Annotated in this window: 17 protein-coding genes and 1 pseudogene; 5 read left to right on the top strand and 13 right to left on the bottom strand. The window is 62.2% G+C overall.

What is annotated here, in order from left to right; genetic code table 11:
• Positions 1–3 precede the first annotated feature (3 nt).
• The 10 genes from AB3L03_RS20910 to AB3L03_RS20865 form a co-directional block, all read right to left on the bottom strand.
• Complete coding sequence (locus AB3L03_RS20910) at positions 4–372, bottom strand: phasin family protein (protein WP_143273907.1); 369 nt, start codon at positions 370–372, stop codon at positions 4–6.
• Between the two features lie 73 nt (positions 373–445).
• Positions 446–2,104 carry an acetolactate synthase large subunit gene (locus tag AB3L03_RS20905; protein WP_018453170.1) on the bottom strand — a complete coding sequence of 553 codons (1,659 nt, stop codon included), beginning with the start codon at positions 2,102–2,104 and terminating at the stop codon, positions 446–448.
• A gap of 75 nt (positions 2,105–2,179) precedes the next feature.
• Positions 2,180–3,502: an MFS family transporter gene (locus tag AB3L03_RS20900; RefSeq protein ID WP_210350919.1), complete on the bottom strand. Its 1,323-nt coding sequence runs from the start codon at positions 3,500–3,502 to the stop codon at positions 2,180–2,182.
• 4 nt (positions 3,503–3,506) lie between these two features.
• Positions 3,507–4,544 carry an isocitrate/isopropylmalate dehydrogenase family protein gene (locus AB3L03_RS20895; RefSeq protein WP_204512500.1) on the bottom strand — a complete coding sequence of 346 codons (1,038 nt, stop codon included), beginning with the start codon at positions 4,542–4,544 and terminating at the stop codon, positions 3,507–3,509.
• A gap of 62 nt (positions 4,545–4,606) precedes the next feature.
• Positions 4,607–5,926, bottom strand: coding sequence for an MFS transporter (locus AB3L03_RS20890; RefSeq protein WP_026232474.1), 1,320 nt, complete (start codon positions 5,924–5,926; stop codon positions 4,607–4,609).
• Positions 5,927–6,263: 337 nt separating this feature from the next.
• Entirely contained in the window at positions 6,264–7,061 is a 798-nt protein-coding gene (locus tag AB3L03_RS20885; RefSeq protein ID WP_085350788.1) for a substrate-binding domain-containing protein, read from the bottom strand.
• Positions 7,062–7,138: 77 nt separating this feature from the next.
• A complete protein-coding gene (locus AB3L03_RS20880; protein WP_368506979.1) occupies positions 7,139–8,446 on the bottom strand; it encodes an MFS transporter in 1,308 nt (435 codons plus the stop codon).
• Positions 8,447–8,717: 271 nt separating this feature from the next.
• Positions 8,718–9,794, bottom strand: a complete 1,077-nt coding sequence (locus AB3L03_RS20875; protein ID WP_204512502.1) for an ABC transporter substrate-binding protein — start codon at positions 9,792–9,794, stop codon at positions 8,718–8,720.
• A gap of 86 nt (positions 9,795–9,880) precedes the next feature.
• On the bottom strand, positions 9,881–11,302 hold the full coding sequence (locus tag AB3L03_RS20870) for a sensor histidine kinase (RefSeq protein WP_204512503.1): 1,422 nt from the start codon (positions 11,300–11,302) through the stop codon (positions 9,881–9,883).
• Entirely contained in the window at positions 11,299–11,964 is a 666-nt protein-coding gene (locus AB3L03_RS20865; RefSeq protein WP_204512504.1) for a response regulator transcription factor, read from the bottom strand. Before AB3L03_RS20865 ends, AB3L03_RS20870 begins: the two co-directional genes overlap by 4 nt.
• Before the next feature lie 236 nt (positions 11,965–12,200).
• Here AB3L03_RS20865 and AB3L03_RS20860 point away from each other — a divergent pair, with 236 nt between their 5' ends.
• Complete coding sequence (locus AB3L03_RS20860; RefSeq protein WP_204512505.1) at positions 12,201–12,434, top strand: hypothetical protein; 234 nt, start codon at positions 12,201–12,203, stop codon at positions 12,432–12,434.
• Positions 12,435–12,499: 65 nt separating this feature from the next.
• On the opposite strand, the gene AB3L03_RS20855 is transcribed toward AB3L03_RS20860, so the two are convergent.
• A complete protein-coding gene (locus AB3L03_RS20855) occupies positions 12,500–14,254 on the bottom strand; it encodes a caspase family protein (RefSeq protein WP_368506978.1) in 1,755 nt (584 codons plus the stop codon).
• 692 nt (positions 14,255–14,946) lie between these two features.
• On the opposite strand from AB3L03_RS20855, the gene AB3L03_RS20850 reads away from it, so the two are divergent.
• Positions 14,947–15,075, top strand: a complete 129-nt coding sequence (locus AB3L03_RS20850) for a hypothetical protein (protein WP_368506977.1) — start codon at positions 14,947–14,949, stop codon at positions 15,073–15,075.
• Positions 15,076–15,107: 32 nt separating this feature from the next.
• Here the strand turns inward: AB3L03_RS20850 and AB3L03_RS20845 are convergent, their stop codons facing one another.
• Positions 15,108–16,916, bottom strand: a complete 1,809-nt coding sequence (locus AB3L03_RS20845) for a caspase family protein (RefSeq protein ID WP_204512508.1) — start codon at positions 16,914–16,916, stop codon at positions 15,108–15,110.
• Positions 16,917–17,321: 405 nt separating this feature from the next.
• On the opposite strand from AB3L03_RS20845, the gene AB3L03_RS20840 reads away from it, so the two are divergent.
• Positions 17,322–18,005, top strand: coding sequence for a response regulator transcription factor (locus tag AB3L03_RS20840; protein ID WP_018453158.1), 684 nt, complete (start codon positions 17,322–17,324; stop codon positions 18,003–18,005).
• Positions 18,002–19,938 (top strand): annotated as a pseudogene (locus tag AB3L03_RS20835) (ATP-binding protein). Before AB3L03_RS20840 ends, AB3L03_RS20835 begins: the two are co-directional and overlap by 4 nt.
• A gap of 116 nt (positions 19,939–20,054) precedes the next feature.
• On the opposite strand, the gene AB3L03_RS20830 reads toward AB3L03_RS20835, so the two are convergent.
• A complete protein-coding gene (locus AB3L03_RS20830) occupies positions 20,055–20,336 on the bottom strand; it encodes a hypothetical protein (protein ID WP_026232471.1) in 282 nt (93 codons plus the stop codon).
• Between the two features lie 235 nt (positions 20,337–20,571).
• Between AB3L03_RS20830 and AB3L03_RS20825 the strand changes: the two genes are divergently transcribed.
• A complete protein-coding gene (locus AB3L03_RS20825; protein ID WP_018453155.1) occupies positions 20,572–20,796 on the top strand; it encodes a cysteine rich repeat-containing protein in 225 nt (74 codons plus the stop codon).
• Positions 20,797–20,888 lie beyond the last annotated feature (92 nt).

Genomic DNA, 20,888 nt, shown 5'->3' with positions numbered 1-20,888 from the left:
GCGCTACTTATTCAGGTCAACAGTCGACGGCTGGTTCATTGCACTTGCAAGCTCGCGAAACTGCGCGTTCATTTTTTCCATCTGCTCCTTGAGATGGCTCTGATAAACTGCACCCATTTCCTGCGGGTCCTTGGCATGCAACAGCCGTTGCGCAAGCTCGAAGCCCGAAGCCACATTTTCCTCGGCGAACGCGACGGCTCTTTCGTTCATCTCCTTCGCCGCCGAATAGGTTGAGCGAACGCTGGAATCGGCCTTCTCTCTCAACTTCTGGGATTCGGTTATGTATTTCGACACAGCCTCTTTCGCCTTGTCCAGCGTGGTCTGCGCCATTTCCCGCATCTTCTCAGCCTGCTCGTTGATCTGCTCACTCATTGCACTCTCCATTGCCGGCGCTTGCGACCACGCCAATTTCAGCTCAGCTCATCAATCGGCCCTAGCCGACGGCTCACACGGTCGGCTCAATAACCTGCTTCAGCTTCTCGCGAAGTTCATCCACGAGCACGCGGGTATTTTCGCTGTAGTCGATCGGCACGACGACGAGGTGCACACCGCCACCTTTGAAAGCGTTTTCGAGCGTCGGAATCAACGAATCCGTGCTTTCGACCCGCGAGCCTTTCGCGCCGTAGCTCTCGGCGTATTTGACGAAATCCGGATTCCCGAACGTGAGGCCAAAGTCCGGGAAACTATCGACCGCCTGTTTCCAGCGGATCATGCCATAGGCCGAATCTTCCAGGATCAGCACGACGAGATTCAATTTAAGGCGAACCGCGGTTTCCATCTCCTGCGAATTCATCATGAAGCCGCCGTCGCCGCAGACCGCGAGCACGCGGCGTTCCGGATGCAGCATCGCCGCCATCATGGCGGATGGCAGCCCGGCGCCCATTGTCGCGAGGGCATTGTCCAGCAGCAGCGTGTTCGCCACATAGGTGCGGTAGTTGCGGGCGAACCAGATCTTGTACATCCCGTTATCCAGCGCGACGACGCCGTCTTCAGGGATGACCTTTCGCACATCGTGCACGATGCGTTGCGGCGTCGGGGGCCAACGGTCCTCGGTCGCGCGATCGCCGATCCGGGCCAGGATACTTTCGCGAAGGCTTAACAGCGCGCCGGCATGATGCAGCCGCCCCTCGAGACGATCGGCCAGCAACTCCAGGCTCGGTCCAACATCGCCGACCACTTCGCACTGCGGAAAGTAGACCCGCTCCACGTTGGCCGGCGTGTAGCTGACGTGGATGACTTGAGGACCTTTGGGGCCCATGATGAAGGGCGGCTTTTCGATGGTGTCGTGACCTATGGCAATAATCAGATCGGCTCGGTCGACCGCTTCATGAACGTAATCGCGCTCGCTGAGTGCAGCCGTCCCCATGTAGAGGTTGCTGCCGCCGGGTACCGTTCCCTTGCCCATTTGTGTGGTGAAGAACGGAATTTTCGTGCGGCGGACGAAGCCGCCGATGCCGGCCGTGCTGCGCGGCCGGGACGCGGCGGCGCCGAGCATGATCAAGGGCCGCTTGGCCTTGAGGATCATGTCGGCAGCGCGATCCAGCGAGGCACGATGGGCGACCGGGATCTCGATCGGATGCGGCGCCACCATCGCGACGTCTTCGGATTCCTCGCCCGCGATGTCCTCGGGCAGTTCCAGAAGAACCGGACCCGGACGCTCTTCCATGGCGATCCGGAAGGCATCGCGAACGATTGTCGGAATGCCGCTTGTGCTGACGATCTGGAGCGACAGCTTGGTCAACGGTTTGAAAGCGCTAACCACATCGACGATCTGGAATTTGGCCTGTCGGCTGCTCATGATGCCCTTCTGGCCCGTGAGCATGATCATGGGCATGGCGCCGAGCAGCGCGTAGGCGGCGCCAGTCGTCAGGTTCAATGCGCCAGGGCCAAGCGTGGTGATGCACACGCCGGGCTTGCCAGTCAGCCGTCCATAAGTCGCGGCCATGAAGGCCGCGCCCTGCTCGTGGCGTGTCAGGATCAGCTTGATCGACGAGTTGCGCAAGCTTTCCACGACATCGAGGTTCTCCTCGCCGGGAACGCCGAAAATTCGGTCGACGCCCTCGTTCTCGAGTGCGGCAACCAACAAATCTGATCCCTTGGCCATCAGCGCGTCTCTCCCATTCGAATTCAATGCTCTCCGGACGCCGTCGCAGGCATGACGGGGCCGTCGTGTTTCAGTTCAGATCCGGCCATCGCCGTCGAGATAGCCTCGCGTCCGCGTATCCGGCATCCAGAGCGACGCGACCAGGGCGACCAGCGCCATCGCCGCGACGTACCAGAAGAACAGGGTTTCGTATCCGGACGATTTCAGCGACAATGCAACATATTCCGCCGTTCCGCCGAACATCGCATTGGCAATCGCGTAGGGAAGTCCGACGCCTAGGGCGCGCACCTCGGGCGGAAACAGTTCGGCCTTCACGACGCCACTGATCGAGGTATAGAAGCACGCAATCACAAGACCGATCATGATCAGGCCAAAAACGGCGTAGACGTTGGTGGTGCTGGACAATGCCATCAATAGCGGCACCGCAGCGAGGGTAGCGCATGCGCTGAACAGGATCATGTTGTTGCGCCGGCCGATCCTGTCCGATAGCGCCCCGAACACCGGTTGCAGCAGCATGAAGGCGATCAGGGCAGCGGTCATGATCGAGCTGACCGTCTTGGCATCCAGCTTCACGCTGTTGACCAGGAATTTCTGCATGTAGGTCGTAAACGTATAGAAAAATAGCGATCCGCCGATCGTGAATGCGAGAACGATCAGCAGCGCGCGCTTATGATGCCAGAGGCCGGAGAGAGAACCTGCCTCCTTGCGGTGCATGGTCTCCGCCGAGGCCGTCTCCTGCAACGAGCGGCGGAGATACAACGCCACAACGGCCGCGACGGCGCCGAACAGGAAAGGCACCCGCCATCCCCATTCCTTCAGCTCGTCGAGCGACAAGGTTTGCTGCAGAACCACGACAACGAGGAGTGCGAGAAGTTGCCCGCCGATGAGCGTGACATACTGGAATGACGAATAGAACCCGCGGTTGCCCTTGCCGGCAATCTCGCTCATATAAGTTGCCGCCGTTCCATATTCCCCGCCGACCGACAGGCCTTGTGCCATGCGCGCAAACAGTAGGAGCGCCGGCGCCGCGGCGCCGATTGTTTGGTACGTGGGGAGCATTCCGATCATCAGCGATCCCGCGCACATCAGCAGCACCGACAGCACCATCGAATTCTTGCGGCCATGCGCATCGGCGATCCAGCCGAACAGCCAGCCACCGAGCGGCCGCATGAAGAACCCTACGGCGAAAATGCCGGCCGTCGCCAGCAACTGGCTGGTCTGGTCGCCAGACGGGAAGAACGCCGCCGCGAAATAGATCGAGGTAAATGCGTAAGCATAGAAGTCGTACCACTCGACCAGATTTCCGGACGACGCAGCCACAATCGCCTTGATACGCGAGAGCTTTTGCGCCGTGCTGTCAGCGGGGATTGTCGGGTGCGATGCAGCAATAGCAACCATTTGCTTAGCCTCCCAATCGACGGATGATGCTTTGCGTGAAGTCGCCAGTAGACGCCTTGCCGCCCAGATCGGGCGTGCGAACGCCGTCCTTGCGCAAGACCTGATCAATTGCCGCTCTAAGACGGTTTGCGAGATCAGGCTGATCAATGTGCTCCAGCATCAGCCCGACCGCCAGCAGTAAAGCGAGCGGATTGGCGATTCCCTTGCCGGCGATATCCGGCGCCGAGCCGTGCACGGCCTCGAAGATCGCCGCATCCGGACCGATGTTGGCACCGGGAGCCATGCCGAGACCGCCGACCAACCCGGCGAGCTGATCGGACAGGATGTCGCCGAACAAATTGGTGGTGACGATGACGTCGAACTGCCAGGGATTCATGACGAGCTGCATCGCCGTGGCATCGACGATGCGATCGTCCATCTTGACCCTGCCCTCGTACTTCTTTGCAACCTCGTGACCGACCTCGAGAAAGATGCCGGTCAGCGCCTTCAGCACGTTGGCCTTGTGCACGACGGTCACCTTCTTGCGACCGTTCTTGAGCGCGTAGTCGAATGCGAATTCGATGATCTTGCGCGATCCTTCACGCGTATTGACCCCGGTCGAAATGGCGACCGCGTGCGGATCCTCCCCAATTGGAATATAGTGTTCGAAAGCGACATAGAGCCCGCCGAGGTTCTCGCGCACCAGCACGATATCGATTTCGTCGAATCGTCCTCCGGGAACCATGCTTCGAACCGGCCGCAAATTGGCGTAAAGGCCGAATTCTTCGCGCAGACGAACATTGATCGAGCGGAATCCTCCCCCCACCGGCGTCGTTAGCGGGCCCTTCAGGGCGAGCCGCGTACGTCGGATGCTGTCCAGCGTCGCCTGCGGCAGCGGATCACGGCTTTCCTCGATCGCGGCCAGGCCACCCTGCTGGATGTCCCATTCGAATGGAGAGCCGAGCGCTTCGAGAATGTCGACGGCCGATTTCACGATCTCGGGGCCGATACCATCGCCTGGAATGAGCGTAGCGGGCCGCTTCGGTTTGGATTGAGCAGGCATTACTATGTCCTCGAAGATGAGAGCCGCGGGGTTTTGTGAATGTCAGACATGCTGCCTTGCACTCAATGTACGGGGCTTGCGGCGGAGGTGGCGGGTAGCGTTTCCTGCTTGCTGATCCAAAGCACCGCGATGATCCCGGCGATTTGAAGCAAAGCCAGCGGTATCAAGGCCATGGGGAAGCTACCCGTCGCCTCCTTAATGACGCCGAGCAGCCACACCGCGCCAGAAGTGCCGATGTGCGACAGGGTATTGATGCCGGCAATTCCGGCCGCAGCAGTTGCCGGAGAGAGTGTCCCAGTCGCCAGGGCCCAGAATGGTCCCTTGATCGAATAATTACCGATCAAGACCACGCTCAGAATAGCAAGCGTCACGGGTAATGAGCTCGTGAGCATGGTCGCAAGCAGCGCCGTTGCGCATAACGCAAGTGGTATTGCGGTGTTTTGGGCATGGGCGTTCGACCTGTCCGAATATCTTCCCCAAAAGATCATCGCAACGGAGGCGATGCCAAATGGGATGGCATTCAGGAAGCCGGTCTCCATGTTGGACATCCCGAACGATTTCACGATCTGAGGCTGCCACAGCGACAACGCGTTGCTCGTGGCCGAGCTTCCCGCATAGATCAAACCGAGGATGAGCACATATTTGTTGGTCAGAATTTGCCACAGCGACATGTGGCCGACCTGCTTCGCCATCGATCGTTCCGACTGCAGGCGCGCGTCGAGCCAATTGCGCGCCTCCGGCTCGAGCCATTTTGCATCAGCGGGTTTGTTCGGAAGCCCGAAGAACGAGACCAGGCCGAGCAGGACGGCCGGAATGGCTTCAACGATGAAAAGCCATTGCCAACCACGAAGGCCGAGCACGCCATCCATCGCCAGCAAAGCGCCGGATATTGGCGATCCCAAAAAGCTCGATAGCGGTATCGCCACCATGAAAACCGCAACGATCCGTGCGCGATAGGCCGCCGGAAACCAGAAGGTCAGATACAGGATCACACCAGGAAAGAACCCGGCCTCCGCTGCACCCAACAAGAAGCGGCTCAGATAAAAAGTAATCGGCCCTACCGCGAAAGCGGAGAGAATACCGACTATCCCCCATGTGATCATAATGCGCGCGATCCAGATCCGCGCGCCAACTTTCTGCATCGCCAGATTACTGGGGACCTCGAAAAGAATGTAGGCGATATAGAACAGCGCCCCGCCCGCCCCGAAGGCAGCCTGCGTCAGGCCCAGATCCTTGTTCATTTGCAGGGCCGCAAACCCGGCATTGACGCGGTCAACGTATGAAATGAAATAGCACACCATGAAAAACGGAAGCAGGCGCCATGTAATGCGGCGCATGGTTTCCGCTTCGATCCTCGGTAGCGGCGCGGAATTCGTTGGCATGGCGTCCTCGTTTCGGGTTGACGATCAGGCAGCGAGTTGGCGCAGGACGTATTGAAAAAATTCCGCCGTTGCGGAAATATTCAAGCTCGTCGAGCGTATCGATGCGGCAGGTCAAGGGTATGATGGCCTTATTCGCACCATCGGACTCGCGGATCTCGATCGCGAGCTTCTGGAGATGCTGGGAAGGCCATTCTTTTCCGCTGCGGCAAGCGAATAGTAGGCGTAGCTCTTTGCACCGACGACAAGTGTCTGGCGTGCGCCGAAGCTGTTGAGATACTGCTTCATTATCAAGTCCCCCTTCGCTGGAATCGTCCGCCTCGCGCAGATCTGAAGCGGTCTATTTCTCCGATGCTGCAAAGGGATCGAGACCCGCTTTTTTCAGGGCCGGAGCAGCAGCAGCGGAAGCGAGGAAGGCAATCAGAGCCCGTCCGGCTTCCGGCTGACTGGCACCGGAGGTTATGCCTGCAGAAAAGATCGTGATTTTCTGGACGTCTGGCGGGAGCGGCCCGACAAGGTCGGCTCCAGCGATCGGCAGAAGTTCACTGATCTGTTGAAAGCCGAGTTCGGCGTCACCGCGTGCAACAACACTCGCGACCGGCTCCGCCGGAATCATTTTGGCCTTGTCCTTCATCTCGGCGGCGATCCCGAGACGCTTGAACAGCTCGGTGCCCACATAGACGCCGCTGGCGCTGTCGGAGTATGCAACTGACTTCGCGTTCAACAGTGCCTGCTTCAATGCGTCAGGAGTACCGATATCAGGCTTTGGCGTTCCGGCGCGTACCGCGATCCCGATTGGCGAGCGTACCAGGTCGACGCGGCTGGTTCTGACCGCCCTGCCCTGCTCGATCATCTCGCCAAGCGCGTCGCCGACCATGATGAGCACGTCCGCCGCCTCGCCGCGTGCCAGTCGCACGGGGATGGCGTTCTCCGTCGTTCCCATCGAGGGGCCATAGGCCGTGACGACCGTATTTCCCGTCGCGCGTTCAAATTGCGGTACGAGCTCCTTATAAGGCGTCGCCAAGCCTCCCGAGATCATGACCCTGACTTCGGACGCCTTGGCGATTCCAGCCGCGGCCGCCAAGACAATCAGCAAGCTTAGCGCAACTAGCCTGCGCACGACGATCGTCACGCTCATCGGCAATTTCCTTCGATGCAATTATTCGAGGACTGTGCTTGCTCGATGACGGTCGACGTCATCGAGCACTTTGGTGGTCACGTCCCTATCACCGTCTCGACCGAATTGGCGCCGGATAGCGCGCGTCGTTGTTGCGGCCTGTAAACGAGGTACGTCCCGGCCAGACCACAGAGCGCTGCCGCGCTCATCCAATATCCCGGCGACGCATTGTCACCAGTGGCAGCGATCAGCCAGGTGCAGATCGCTGCCGTAAACCCGCCGAACGTCGTTGCCAGACTATATGCGAGGGAGAATCCCGACGTTCGTACACCCACCGGCATGACTTCGGTCAATGCGACGATCATCGCGCCGTTGTAGCTGGCGTAGATGAAAGACAACCAAAGTAGGACCGTCAGCATCTTCGGGAACGTCAGGCCTGCGGCCAACCAGGAAAGCGCGGGATATGCAGTCAGAAATGCCAAAGTCGAAAAGGCGATGAGGATCGGCCGACGACCAATCCGATCGGACAACGAGCCCATGATGGGAAGCCAGATGAAGTTCGATATTCCCACGCAAATCGTCACGATCAGGCCATCGGCCGCGGTCAGCTTGAGGACCGATTTGCCGAATGTCGGCGTGTAGACGGTAATGAGGTAGAACGACACCGTGGTCATGATCACCATCATCATCCCGGCAAGCACAATGCTCCAGTTTGCGAGGATGGAGCGATAGATCTCGCGGGGTGTCGGATGATGCTTCCGCGCCAGGAATTCATCGGTTTCCTGCAGCGAGCGTCGAATGAAGAATACGAAAGGAACGATCAGGCAGCCGATGAAGAACGGAATACGCCAGCCCCAATCGTCAAGCTGCGCCGGTGCAAGCCATGCATTGAGAGCGAAACCCAGCGAGGCCGAGACGATGATCGCGACCTGTTGACTTGCCGATTGCCAGCTGGCGTAAAAACCCTTCTTTCCCGGTGTGGCCATTTCCGAGAGATAGACGGAAACCCCACCAAGCTCGACGCCAGCCGAGAAGCCTTGCAGCAGGCGTCCGATCAAGACGAGGATCGGGGCCAATATGCCAATGGTTGCGTAACTTGGCACGAACGCGATGAGCACCGTGCCGGCAGCCATGATCGACAGTGTAACGATCAGGCCTTGGCGCCGGCCGATCCGATCCACGTAGGCGCCGAGGATGATGGCGCCGAGCGGGCGCATCAGAAAGCCTGCGCCAAACGCAACGAAGGTCAGCAGCAGTGACGCGTATTCATTTTCGAGTGGGAAGAATGCCTTGGCGATGTACGACGCGTAGACGCCCGACAGAAAGAAGTCGAACATCTCAAGAAAGTTGCCACTGGTGACGCGGAGCACCATGCCAAGCTTCGACTGTCCGGTGGTAACCGTCATGCCGTCCTCCCTTTTATCGTTTATGTTTTTTTGTCTTGTTCACCCGTCTTGCAGGTGTTGCAAACTTGATCGCGGCCGGATTGACCGATACGCGAGGAGCGATCGTTCAAGCTACGATTGCTGCCTCATCGTATATCAGCTGCCTGTCACCAACCTGTCGCTGCCGCACTCCGCAAGAAAATCGGTTTGAAGACGACGCGCTTGATGAGCCGGCAGATATGGGGGGCTTCTCTCGGATGTTATTCCGTCTGAAATCCAGATCCCTGGATTTCTATCGATCCTGCAACGCGCGGCGCCACTCTTTGAGGAAGCTCGCTCGTTTCGATTGATCGAGATAGGTGAGCAATTCTGCACCAATATGGATCGGCTTGACTGCGCCGCTGCGATCCGCAGGTATCACGCCTTCCGCGCCGAGACCGAGGCGCACAGGACCGACTGACCGGGCCAGGAGAAATTTCTGGCCGCGTTCTGAAAGCAGGTAATCAAGAAACAATTTCGCGGATTCCGGGTGGGGCGCGGTGACGGGTATAAAGGCTATTCGCGACATCAAGGTGATGTAGTCGGCAGGAAACACGATTCCGATAGAGGCATCTTCCTTGGCCCGTTCGATCGCGTAAGACCCTATCATATTGTAGGCGAGCAGATGTTCGCCGGATGAAATCCGATCAAGCACCGTTCCGGTGGTCGAATAGAGCTTGATACCGGCGCTGCCAAACGCACGGACCAAATCCCACGTTGTCCTGGTGATTCCGGCATCGCGCGTGATGAACAGGAAACCGGTCCCGCTCTGCTCCGGGTCATAGGTTGCGATCTTACCTCGATAGATGTCAGGCTTTCGGCTTAGAAGGCTCTTCAGGTCAGTGCGGGTTCGGGGTACATCGGACTCCGCAACGAGGTTCTTGTTATAAACAATGACAATCGGCTCCGCCGTGATGGCATAGGCTTCGTCTTTCCAGATGGCCCAATCCGGGATATGCGCAATTTCCTTCGAGACATAGGGTTGAGCATAGCCGTCATTGACGAGCTTGATCTGCAGATCCATCGCGGAGCTCCAGACAATGTCTCCGGGTGCTGCACTGGAGGTCGAGGGATCCACGACTTGATTGTAGATATCGTTCGAGTTGATCTTTGTATGGACGATCTCGATGTCCGGATGACTTGCCCGGAAATCGGCAAGCAAGTCGGCGACGTCCGCGTCCTGGGTCGTCGATACGATGTTGAGTTGCTCTCGAGCTCCGGCGATAGCGGATGCTTGCCCTTTGAGAGGGCCGAGCTGTGCCTGCTCCGACATGGCAGGCCACGTCAGCAAGATCCCGACGCACAAGGCCAAGGCTTTGGCAGCCGACATCGTGACGTTTCCTCGTCCATGAGCCGCTTTGCGGACTTCAGTTGTTCAGGACCGCAGCCATTCGTACGGCAGCGCACAATCCGGCCTCAACTTGAGCTTTCACCATCACGCTTGGCAAGAGGAAAGCTCACGGAAACCCGCAGACCCCGGCCTTCCGGGCCAGGTGCAAGCACGATTTGGGCCCCGAGACGGTCCGACAAGGCTTTCACGATGGCCAGTCCAAGACCACTGCCTGCAGGGCCGTTCGCCATCGGAATCCGATAAAAACGCTCGAAGACGCGGGCCCGATGGGCCTCCGGAATTCCCGGACCGGTATCCTCGACTTCAATTCGCGCGGTCGTGGCGTCAACAACCGCGCGAACCAGGACCATCCCCCCGGGGCGGTTGTAGCGGATCGCATTGTCGATCAGGTTTGCCAGCAATTCGCCAATCAGGACCGTATTGCCGGCGATGACCGCGGGACAGTCGGATCGATCGAACTGGACGTCGATGTCGTTCGCGAAAGCCTGTGGGGCACGCTCCGACAGGACATTGAAGGCGACCTCATTCAGGTCAACGTTCTCCGCGGCCGGTTGCGCAATGTTCTGCTCGTCGGCCCGTGCCAGTGTCACGAGCTGCCCGAGCAGCCGTTCAAGGCGGTTGATGGCGTTATCGACCTCGTCGAGGGCAGATTGGCCCGCCGGCGTTTCCGACCCCAGGCGTCGCACCAGATCGAGATGCGTCCGCAGTATCGCCAATGGGGTTCGCATCTGATGCGAGGCATCGGCTGTGAATCGGCGCACCAGTCCGATGGCCAGATCCAGCCGCTGTAGCAGGGAATTTACCGCGAGCGCCGGTGCTAAAGCTTCCTGCGGCACCCGGGAAAGGTCGAGCGGACTGAGATTTGGACCGCCCTGAATACCGCGCGCGTCGATTTCTTGCTTGAGCTCGCCAAGCGGCCTCAGGCCTCGATCGACGGCGTACCAGCCGAGGCAAGCGATCAGGCTAATCAACCCGGCCTCGAGCATCGCCAGTCCGATCAGCATTTCACTTTCGACGACGCGGCGCGCCTGCACCGTTTCGGCCACTGCGACGAGGACCAGCCCCGGCCTGCCGTAGACCTGCCGCGCCTGCGCGCCGATACGAACCGTTTTGCCGCGATACGCGCCATCGCGATGGCCGGTTTCGCCAGCCTTCAATCGATCGAAGCCGGACAGTGGAAGATCCTTGTAACCGGTGATCAATTCGCCGAGGTAAGTCACGCTGTAATAGATGCTGTCGTGCGACTGGCTTTCCAGCATGCCGAGCGCAACCTGCGGCAAGTCGACCGTCAGTTCGCCATCTTCCACGCCGACGCGTTCGGCGATGGCGAGAACCGACCCATCGAGCAACCGGTCATGAACTGTCTGCACAACGCGCTGGATCAGCAACATACCGCCGATTCCAAGCACCATCGCCAATACAATGGCGGGCGCCACCAGATTGGTGAGGAGCGTTCGCCTCAACGACGGCCGCCAGGTGGCGATCACTGTACCTCCAGCAGATAGCCTAGCCCGCGGACGGTTCGGATTCGCGGCCCGTCAGGACCGAGTTTCTGGCGAACGCGACCAACATAGAGTTCCGCCGCGTTCGGCGCTACCGCCTCGTCGAAGCCAAATACCTCCGCGATCAGGCGCTCCTTGGAGACGACTTTGCCGGCGCGGGTCATCAGCACTTCCAGCACGGCAAACTCGCGCCGTCGCAATTCAAGCGGCCGGCCGCTCAGTGTAATCGTGCCCGCGGCGCGGTCGAACGCGAGCGGGCCACAGATCAAGGTTGGATTTGGAAGCCCCTGTCCCCTTCTCACGAGCGCACGAACGCGCGCATCAAATTCGGCGATATCAAATGGCTTGGAGAGATAATCGTCGGCGCCGAGATCGAGCCCGCTGACCTTATCGCCGGTCGCGTAACGGGCAGTCAGAATCATGACCGGAACGGTCGACCCGGCTTGCCGTATCTTGTGTAGGACTCCGAAACCCGACACGTTCGGCAAGTTGATGTCCAGGATGATGAGGCTGTAGGGTTCCAGCAAGGCGGTCTGCGCTGCCGAAGCCCCTTCAGACTCGATATCGACGGCGAACCCGGACAGCTTGAGCCGCTCGGCAAGGCCGCGCGCCATGGCGGCATCGTCCTCGACAATCAGAATCCTCACTGAACAAACCCTTGCGTTCGCACCATCCGTGCGCGGGAGACGTCACCGTGAGGCTAGAAGGACAGTATCGAAAGATCAAATCGGAGCTTCCTCGCGGATGTACGGCTCGCATCCTTCGGACACTTCGCCAGGAGAGGGCCGCGTGCTTCCCGGCATCCCCTCCCTCGACGGTTCGACTTTGCCAGGCCAGTCCCCATATCGTGTGGCAACACGTAACGATACAGCGAGCAGCTTTGATGGCCAGGAGACGCGTGAGGGAAACGGAAGCCGACGATCTCCCCCGCTATTTCGTCTGGGTGCGCGGTCTTGAGGGCCCCGAACCGCAGAAATGGATGGCGATGGATTTCGGCGTCGGTGACTGGAAACGGCCGCTCGTGCTCGCCTATCTCGAGCTACCTGAGGGCGAGCGACACTTGCCGTTGTCGGCGCTGGCCCGGCGATATCCGCCGCCGCGGGCAGAGGCTTCGTAGAGGGGCCATCCTGGACGGACGCGAGGATCTCGCCACCCCGTCAACCCAGGGCGAGCAACGCCGCATCACTGGCAGTACTGTTTTCCGCCATAGGTATGACATTTGCCGCCCTCGCTGCTGGCCGGAGCAGACGGCGCGCGCGGGCTCGGTTCGTGGCGGGACACCGCCTTTGGTTTCTGGGGCGACGGATCGGGACGCCGCTGGCACACGCCCTGGGCGTCCAGCACGAATTTGTTGTCACAGACGATCTGGACGCAGCGGTCGCCAACCGCCTTTTGCCCCCTCGCACAAACCAGCGGACAGACACGATCGGGCCGGCCGCGCACCGCATCGAGCGCGTCGAGGCTTGCGACCTTCACGTCGAATTTCGTACCGGCATATCTGTTGAAGCTGTCGAGCGCCTTTTGCGACGGTGCAGTCCAGGCGCCATCGGCCGCACCGGGATCGCAACCGACACGCTTCAGGTGCGCCTGGAGCAAGCGGGCGATGTCCGCAGGATCCATCGCTGGCACGCTAGTCGGCGCCACGGCGAGAGCAGCAGCGGGCGCGGCGGGCGGGGTCAGAGCGGCAAGCGTAGCCTGGCGCTCCTTCTCGCGCCGGTCTGCCTCGCGCTTCGCCGCCTCGATCTGTTGCTGCGCCTCCAGCGCGGCCTGCTTCATCGCCTGCTCGACCTGAAGGGCCGCGTCCTCCGCCTGCCGGCGCGCCTCCGCAACCTGCCGCCGGGCATCGTCGAGCTCGCGCTTGGCCTGGTCGGCGATGCGTTGGCGCTCCTTCTCCAGATCGCGCCGGGCCTGCTCGGAGATCTGCTGCGTGGCCCGTTCCGTCTCACGCGCCGCCTGCTCCTCGATCTGTTTCCTGAAATCGTCGCTCTTCTGCCGGACCTGCTGCTCGGCCTGCCGCTGTACGGCATCGGCGTTTTCGCTGATTTTTTCTGCGGCCTCGAGCTTGTCGAGCGCCGCATGCGCAAAGTTGGCATAGATGCCGGTGGCATGAACGGCGAGAAAGGAAAGCCAGGCCTGCTTGGTGCCGGCCTGCGCTGCAAGCTCATAATCCCGCCGGGCTCCCGCGTTCGGATCGATCGGCGGTGCAATCAGCGGCACCAGCGCCACGGTGTCGCCGCCGAGCGATCCGTAGACGAAGGGCTCCTGCCGCCGCCCCGTGCTCTTGAGCACCTCGTCGCGAACCCGGCCAAGCGTCAGGCGAAGGTCGAGGCCCGGTGTCGCCAAATGATTGAGGAGCGCGGTCGCAAACGGGCTGTGCGCACCGTCGCCGTCGCCGGCGACCGCGCCGGCCTTGGCGGCGAACGCAATCAGCGTATCCGCCGTGGCGGGCTCGATCTTGGCGAGGCCGCGGCCCATCGAACGCGTGGCGAAACTGCGTGTCATCCGCTCTGCAAACGGATTGTCGCGGCAGGCATCGAGGATGACGAGCCGCAGCCGCTTCGCCGGATTTATCGCCTGGAGAATCCGGTCCAGCGGGACCGCCTCGTCCTCGACGTCGAAATCGCTCTGCAGCCTGGCATCTGCCGGAATCAGGAAGTTCGCGCCGTTCACCTCGATGCCGTGACCGGCGTAATAGACCACGGCCATGTCGGAATCCGCGGCAACCGCAGCAAAATCGCGCACCGCCCGCCGCATCTCGATGACGCCGAGATCGCGGCGAAGCTCCACGATATCGAACCCCATCCGCTTGAACACGTCGCTGATGGCGGCGGCGTCGTTGTCGGGATTGGCCAGCCGCGCGACGCTCTGGTAGTTGGACACACCAAGGACCAGCGCCACTCGCTTGTCGGCCTGCGCGGTCGTCGCCGCTGCCAGCATCCACAACATCGACAGCGCAAGCCGGCAGACCAACCGGCTTGAACGCAACATCGGGACTGAAGGGCTCAATCGGATCATGATGCAGGCTTCGCTCCACGCGTCAGCAATGTGGCTGCAATCGATATGAGTACTATTTCGATAGCGGTCCGCCCTCGGGTCTGTGCCATCGATCACACATCAGGCCCGGCCGTCAGGCGAGACGGTTGCCGCCGCGCAGTGTCCTGCCGGGCGCCTCCCTGTTCGAAATGATAGTGGAAGGGGCATGGCATTGGGAAGCTGTCCAGCAACCTTCCGCAGATACTTGCCTCCCCGGGGCGCTTGAGCTTCTATGTCGGCATAAATCGCTTTTGCTTCGTTGGCCGCCAAGGGGTTTTCAGAATGATCCGTCCTTTCATGACAGTTGTATTGTCGATTGTAACCAGCGCCTCGTTGCTTCTTTCCGGCACTGCGAGCGCCGACAAGATGCGCCCGGGCTACAAGAGCTACGGAAACGCCCACGGCTTGAATGCCAACGCAGCTTGCCGTCGCCCGCATTTCAACATCTGCCAGGGTTGTAATGTCGTCATCCCGATGCGGGTCGCGCAAGACCGCGGTTGCGGGTTCAATTTCCAATCCCTGGGTCCGTTCGTGGGCCAGGACGTCGTCGTCTCTCCGGCGAACGGATCTACAGCCTGGTCAACTCGACGAAGGCTGTGTACCGGCCGAATTCCGGCTTTACCGGCAGCGACCATTTCGAGAGCAGACTCTACTTCGAGGACGGCGCCGGCAAGCGCACGTTCCTGAATCTGAAAGTCAACGTCAACGTCGTTCCCAGCCTGTGAGCTGCCGAGGCACCGTGCTCTCGGCACCGGTCTCAATCACCCTCACAGCTGCCTCCGCATGAATCGGCTCCGCCGGACGGACGTGCGCGACCGCGCGGGCTCGGCTCCTGGCGCGATACCGCCTTTGGCTTCTGCGGCGGCGGATCGGGACGCCGCCGGCACACGCTCTGGGCATCCAGCACGTCATTGCCGTCGCAGACGATCTGGACGCAACGATCGCCTTCTGCCTTTTGTCCCTTGGCGCACACCAGCGGACAGACACGATCGGGCCGGCCGCGCACCGCATCGAGCGCATCGAGGCTGGCAACTTTGACGTCGAATCTGGTGCCGGCGTTTCGGTTGAAATTGTCGAGCGCCTTTTGCGACGGCGCCGTCCAGGCACCGTCGGTGGTCCCGGGATCGCAGCCGACGCGCTTCAGATGGGCTTGGAGCAGGCGTGCAATATCCGCCGGATCCATTGCCGGCACGACAACCGACGCAGGGGCAGGCGCAGCCGGCGGAGTTACCGCGGCGAGTGTGGCCTGTCGCTCCCGCTCGCGCTGTTCCTGTTCGCGCCTTGCGGCCTCGATCTGCTGCTGCGCGTCCAGCGCGGCCTGCTTCTTTGCCTGCTCGACCTGAAGGGCCGCATCCTCCGCCTGCCGGCGCGCCTCCGCAACCTGCCGCCGGGCATCGTCGAGCTCGCGCTTGGCCTGGTCGGCGATGCGTTGGCGCTCCTTCTCCAGATCGCGCCGGGCCTGTTCTGAGACCTGGAGCTTCGCCTGCTCGGCCTGGCGCGCAGCCTGCTCCCCGATCTGCTTCTTGACATCCTCGTTCTTCTGCCTGGCTTGCTGTTCGGCTTGCCGCCTCAGCAGGTCTGCCTTTTCACGGGCCTTCTCCGCCGCATCCAGCTTGTCGAGGGCCGCATGAGCAGACACAGCGTAGGGGCCGCTACCGTGAACGCCGAGAAACGAGGTCCACGCCTCCCTTGTGCCGATCTGCGCCGCAAATTCGTAGTCCCGCTGGGACTCCGCGTCCGGATCGACCTTTGGGGCAATCAGCGGCACCAGCGCCACGGTGTCGCCGCCGAGCGATCCGTAGACGAAGGGCTCCTGCCGCCGCCCCGTGCTCTTGAGCACCTCGTCGCGAACCCGGCCAAGCGTCAGGCGAAGGTCGAGGCCCGGTGTCGCCAAATGATTGAGGAGCGCGGTCGCAAACGGGCTGTGCGCACCGTCGCCGTCGCCGGCGACCGCGCCGGCCTTGGCGGCGAACGCAATCAGCGTATCCGCCGTGGCGGGCTCGATCTTGGCGAGGCCGCGGCCCATCGAACGCGTGGCGACACTGCGTGTCATCCGCTCTGCAAACGGATTGTCGCGGCAGGCATCGAGGATGACGAGCCGCAGCCGCTTCGCCGGATTTATCGCCTGGAGAATCCGGTCCAGCGGAACCGCCTCGTCCTCGACGTCGAAATCGCTCTGCAGCCTGGCATCTGCCGGAATCAGGAAATTCGCGCCGTTCACCTCGATGCCGTGACCGGCGTAATAGACCACGGCCATGTCGGAATCCGCGGCAACCGCAGCAAAATCGCGCACCGCCCGCCGCATCTCGATGACGCCGAGATCGCGGCGAAGCTCCACGATATCGAACCCCATCCGCTTGAACACGTCGCTGATGGCGGCGGCGTCGTTGTCAGGATTGGCCAGCCGCGCGACGCTCTGGTAGTTGGACACACCAAGGACCAGCGCCACTCGCTTGTCGGCCTGCGCGGTCGTCGCCGCTGCCAGCATCAGAGCAATCGCCAGCGCAACACGGCCGGCCAGACGCTGCAGGCGTGACATCGGAGCCGGGAGGATCAATCCGACCATGGTGCAGGCTTCAATCCGTCAAGGGCCCTAGGCTGGCTCCGGGATGATTTCGAGGGTCTTCTCCCGTAAGTCAACCCGTCTGTGGCCTATCTCACTTCCCGGTGCCGCCGTGGGCGTCAGGCCAAACCTCCGGCGACATGACTGCGGCCGACGAAGCTCGACGTGATCAAGGAGCCGTATCAGCAGTTCTACAAGAACAATGCCGGTACCGCGCGCATCTGGTGCAGCGACTGCCGGGCCCGCCCATGCCGCCGGACGAGCCAGTGCGACGAAGCAGTAGGCATCGCGTCGGGAACGCCAGACCGATGCCTTGCGACACCATGATTATGGGTGTCGCGGCGCCCGCACCGCGGCTAAACTTGGCCCTGCGCCGCGGGGGACACGCGGTGCAGGACGACGATGATCATGACCGAACAGGGCGAGACGGGTGAAGCCATCACCATCCTCCTCGTCGAGGACGACGCGCCGACCTGCTGGCGGCTCCAGGACGCGCTGGTCAAGGCCGGCTACGAGGTGCGAAGCGCCGGTACGCTGGGAGAGGCTCGTTCGGCGCTGAGCGCGGCTGTGCCGCGCGTGCTGCTCACCGATCTGCGGCTGCCCGACGGCCACGGCGTCGAGCTGATCCGCGAGACAAGGCAACGCTTTCCCGACACCGAGATCATGGTGATCTCGGCGCTCGGCGACGAAGAAAGTGTGATCTCCGCGATCACGGTTGGCGCCACCGGCTATCTCCTGAAGGATGCGTTCCCCACTGATATCGCCACCACCGTGCGCGATCTTGTCGCCGGCCATTCGCCGATCTCGGCCTCGATCGCCCGCTTCATCGTGCGCAGGACGCAAGGTTCCGCGCAGAATGCGGCCGAGCCTCCGCCGGGCCCCGCGCTCAACACCGCAAGGCTCACCCCACGCGAGATCGATATCCTCTGGGGCATTGCCAAAGGTTTCAGCTACGCCGAGATCGCAAGCCATCTCGGCCTGTCCCGGCAGACCGTGCCCGGCCACATCAAGAACATCTATCGCAAGCTCGAAGTGCACACCCGCAGCGAAGCGGTGTTCGAAGCGGTGCAGCAGGGCCTGATCAAGCTGTGAGCGAGATCGTGGCCAAGGCACCGGTCAAACCCGGGCGGCGCCGGCTGCTGGTCTCGCGTCTCGTGCCCTATCTGCTGCTGCAGGCGCTGATAGTGGTCGCGACCGTCCTCGGGCTGCGGCTGCTCCAGCCCAGCGACCCCGACGACTTTGCGCTGAGCGAATTCTCGCTGCGCGAGGACGGCGTGGCACGTCCCGTGACGCTGCCGCATTTCACGTCGTCACGCTATTCCCTGGCCGACCCGCCGCTCTACACCGGCGCCTTCACGTTCCGCCGCGGCGATGTCGCGTCGGGATGGTCGGTATTCCTGCCGCGCTTCAGCAACGCGGTGGAAGTCTCAATCAACGGCGTCGTCATCCTGGATTCCCGACGCGATGCCAACGCCAACCGGCCCGACCGCAACACTCCGCAGATCGGGGCGATCCCGTCCTCGCTGCTGCGCGAGGGCGCGAACGAGATCGCGGTACGGCTGTTGGTTTGGGGACCGCTCAAGGGCTTTCTCGACACCGTCTATGTCGGGCCGGATGCGGCCTTGCGGCCGGCCTACGAGACACGCACGCTGATGTTCGTCACGTTGCCCGTGGTGTTCTCCGCTTGGCAGTCGATCCTCGCCGTCATCCTGGCGATCATGTGGCTGATGCGCCGCCGCGAGCCGGTTTACGGCGTGCTGGCCGTGGCGATGGTACTCGGCGTAGTGCAGGCCTTTGCGCCGCCACCGGTGCCCCCCTCAACACGTCCCGGCTCGCCGCGGTATTGCTCGCGTCCGCACCGATCGAGAGCGCCCTGGTCGTCGTCTTCGGCGTGCTGTTCTTCGGCTGGCGCTGGCCGCGCTACGGCATGCTGCTGTTCGCGCCGGGGCTCGTCGTGTTCGGCGTCGGACTGATCGCCGGCCCGCCGCTGCCGCGCATTCTGTTTCTCCTGCTTGGCATTCCTACCGTCGGTCTCTGCCTGCTCCTGATGGCCTGCGTCACCGCTGCCGCGGTGGTGCGGCGGCAGGACGCGGCAAGCTTCACGCTCGGCTGCGCGGTGACCATTGTGCTGATCTGCTGGGTCCACGACATGCTGTCGGTGTTCGAGATCGTGACCGACGAGCGCATCTTCCTCTCGCGCCTGTCCTACTCGGCGATGCTGGTCGCGATCGGCGCCGGTTTGACCTGGCGGTTCGCGCGCGCGCTGAACCAGGTCGACAGCTTTGCCGACCAGCTCGTGACGCGCGTACGTGAGGCCGAGGAGCGGCTGAAGGCGAGCTTTGCCCGCGAGGAGGAGCGTGCAAGGGCAGCCGCGCTCGCCAATGAGCGCACGCGGCTGATGCGCGACCTGCATGACGGCCTCGGCGGCCAGCTCATCAGCATCGTGGCACTGTCCGAGCGCGGGCACGAGGGCGCGACCATCACCGACGCTGCCCGTGCGGCGCTGAAGGACCTCCGCCTCGTCATCGACTCCATGGACGACATCGGCGGCGACCTGATGCTCGCACTCGGCTCCTGGCGCGAGCGAGCGACCGCGCAATTGCGACCGCACGACATCGCGCTCGACTGGCACGTGGCCACGCCGCAGGGGCTGCCGCTGCATCCCGAGCTCAGGCCATGGCATGTCATCCAGATCGTGCGCATCCTCGACGAGGCCGTGACCAACGCGGTCAAGCACGCACAGGCCCGCCGCATCGCGGTCACCATCGAGACGGTCAACGAAGGTCAGGGGCCGTTCGGTGTGATCAAGGTCGCGGATGATGGCAAGGGCTTTGCGAACGGTTCTGCGCCGGTCGGCAGCGGCAGAGCCACCGACGCGGGCCAGACCGCGCGGGGGCTTCGCAACATGAGGAGCCGTGCCGCGCGCTGCGGGGCGATGCTCGATCTGAGCTCGGATTCCTCAGGCACGCGCGTGCGGCTGCAATTGCCGCAGATTTTCCCCGACAGCGGTGCCGCCGTCGGCTGAAAAGCCCCCTCTCCGAACGTGTGGGACGCGCGGAGAGAGGGACGGGCCGGATGATTTGCCTGCGGAAGACGGGGGTTCGTCCGCAATGCTCCTTCGCCCGAACTCTTTCGTCTTTCTCAGCGCACGCCGACGCGATTGACCGGACCACCGCGATTCATCGGCGTGCCCGCGCGCACGCCGACACCGGGCGCACCGACCCCGGGCGTCGCGACCGCGACTGCGGCGGCCGGCGCAGCGACCACTGCCGCTCTCGGCCGCACCACGCAGCCCTTGGGTATGCCGACCGTCTTGCAATAGACCACCGCCTGCGCCGGGCTCGTGCCCAGCGAGACCGTCGCCGCACCTGCCAGCGCCAAAATTGTCAGCCCGGCGCTCAGCGCTCCCGCTCTTTTCGACATCTTGCTCTCCTGCTTCCCGTTCGGCGGCCCGATGCAATCACCGGGTCTCGCGGCCGACGTGCAGCCTGAATGACAAAAGACGGCGCGCTGATACATGCCATGAAAATGGGGGTACGGCGGCGGGACGGGCTGGCCGATGCCATGAACATGGCATGGACCTGCGCCCGGCGCTCGCGAGATGGTCCGGCCCGCTTGATCCCAGGCGGGACCAACGACATTCCCAAGGAGGTGTTTTATGAAGATCTCGGTTCTTGCCGTGCTGCTGCTCGCCGCTACCGCCCAGACCGCCGCTGCGCAATCCGGTCCGACGCCGCAGGAGCAGATGACCTGCCGAAGCGACGCGAACAAATTCTGCGCCGAACATATCGGCAAGCCGCCACAGATGAATGCCTGCCTGCGCGAGAACAAGTCGAAGCTTTCGGACGGCTGCCGCAAGGTCGTGGAGTCACACGGCGGGTGAGTGCTCGCGTCCACAACACAAATCTCGGCGGCGTCAAAGCCGTCAGGCCATAGACGTCGATGCGCCGGTCATAGGTCGGGCGCGCGCACGAC

It is taken from the genome of Bradyrhizobium lupini (assembly GCF_040939785.1).
Taxonomy (GTDB): domain Bacteria; phylum Pseudomonadota; class Alphaproteobacteria; order Rhizobiales; family Xanthobacteraceae; genus Bradyrhizobium; species Bradyrhizobium canariense_D.
This window is presented reverse-complemented; position numbering and strand designations above follow the sequence as displayed.

Coding starts and splice junctions, on each gene's coding strand:
- AB3L03_RS20910 (WP_143273907.1), bottom strand. CDS start 372: ATGAGTGAGCAGATCAACGAGCAGGCTGAGAAGATGCGGGAAATGGCG.
- AB3L03_RS20905 (WP_018453170.1), bottom strand. CDS start 2,104: ATGGCCAAGGGATCAGATTTGTTGGTTGCCGCACTCGAGAACGAGGGC.
- AB3L03_RS20900 (WP_210350919.1), bottom strand. CDS start 3,502: ATGGTTGCTATTGCTGCATCGCACCCGACAATCCCCGCTGACAGCACG.
- AB3L03_RS20895 (WP_204512500.1), bottom strand. CDS start 4,544: ATGCCTGCTCAATCCAAACCGAAGCGGCCCGCTACGCTCATTCCAGGC.
- AB3L03_RS20890 (WP_026232474.1), bottom strand. CDS start 5,926: ATGCCAACGAATTCCGCGCCGCTACCGAGGATCGAAGCGGAAACCATG.
- AB3L03_RS20885 (WP_085350788.1), bottom strand. CDS start 7,061: ATGAGCGTGACGATCGTCGTGCGCAGGCTAGTTGCGCTAAGCTTGCTG.
- AB3L03_RS20880 (WP_368506979.1), bottom strand. CDS start 8,446: ATGACGGTTACCACCGGACAGTCGAAGCTTGGCATGGTGCTCCGCGTC.
- AB3L03_RS20875 (WP_204512502.1), bottom strand. CDS start 9,794: ATGTCGGCTGCCAAAGCCTTGGCCTTGTGCGTCGGGATCTTGCTGACG.
- AB3L03_RS20860 (WP_204512505.1), top strand. CDS start 12,201: ATGGCCAGGAGACGCGTGAGGGAAACGGAAGCCGACGATCTCCCCCGC.
- AB3L03_RS20855 (WP_368506978.1), bottom strand. CDS start 14,254: ATGCTGGCAGCGGCGACGACCGCGCAGGCCGACAAGCGAGTGGCGCTG.
- AB3L03_RS20845 (WP_204512508.1), bottom strand. CDS start 16,916: ATGGTCGGATTGATCCTCCCGGCTCCGATGTCACGCCTGCAGCGTCTG.
- AB3L03_RS20840 (WP_018453158.1), top strand. CDS start 17,322: ATGACCGAACAGGGCGAGACGGGTGAAGCCATCACCATCCTCCTCGTC.
- AB3L03_RS20830 (WP_026232471.1), bottom strand. CDS start 20,336: ATGTCGAAAAGAGCGGGAGCGCTGAGCGCCGGGCTGACAATTTTGGCG.
- AB3L03_RS20825 (WP_018453155.1), top strand. CDS start 20,572: ATGAAGATCTCGGTTCTTGCCGTGCTGCTGCTCGCCGCTACCGCCCAG.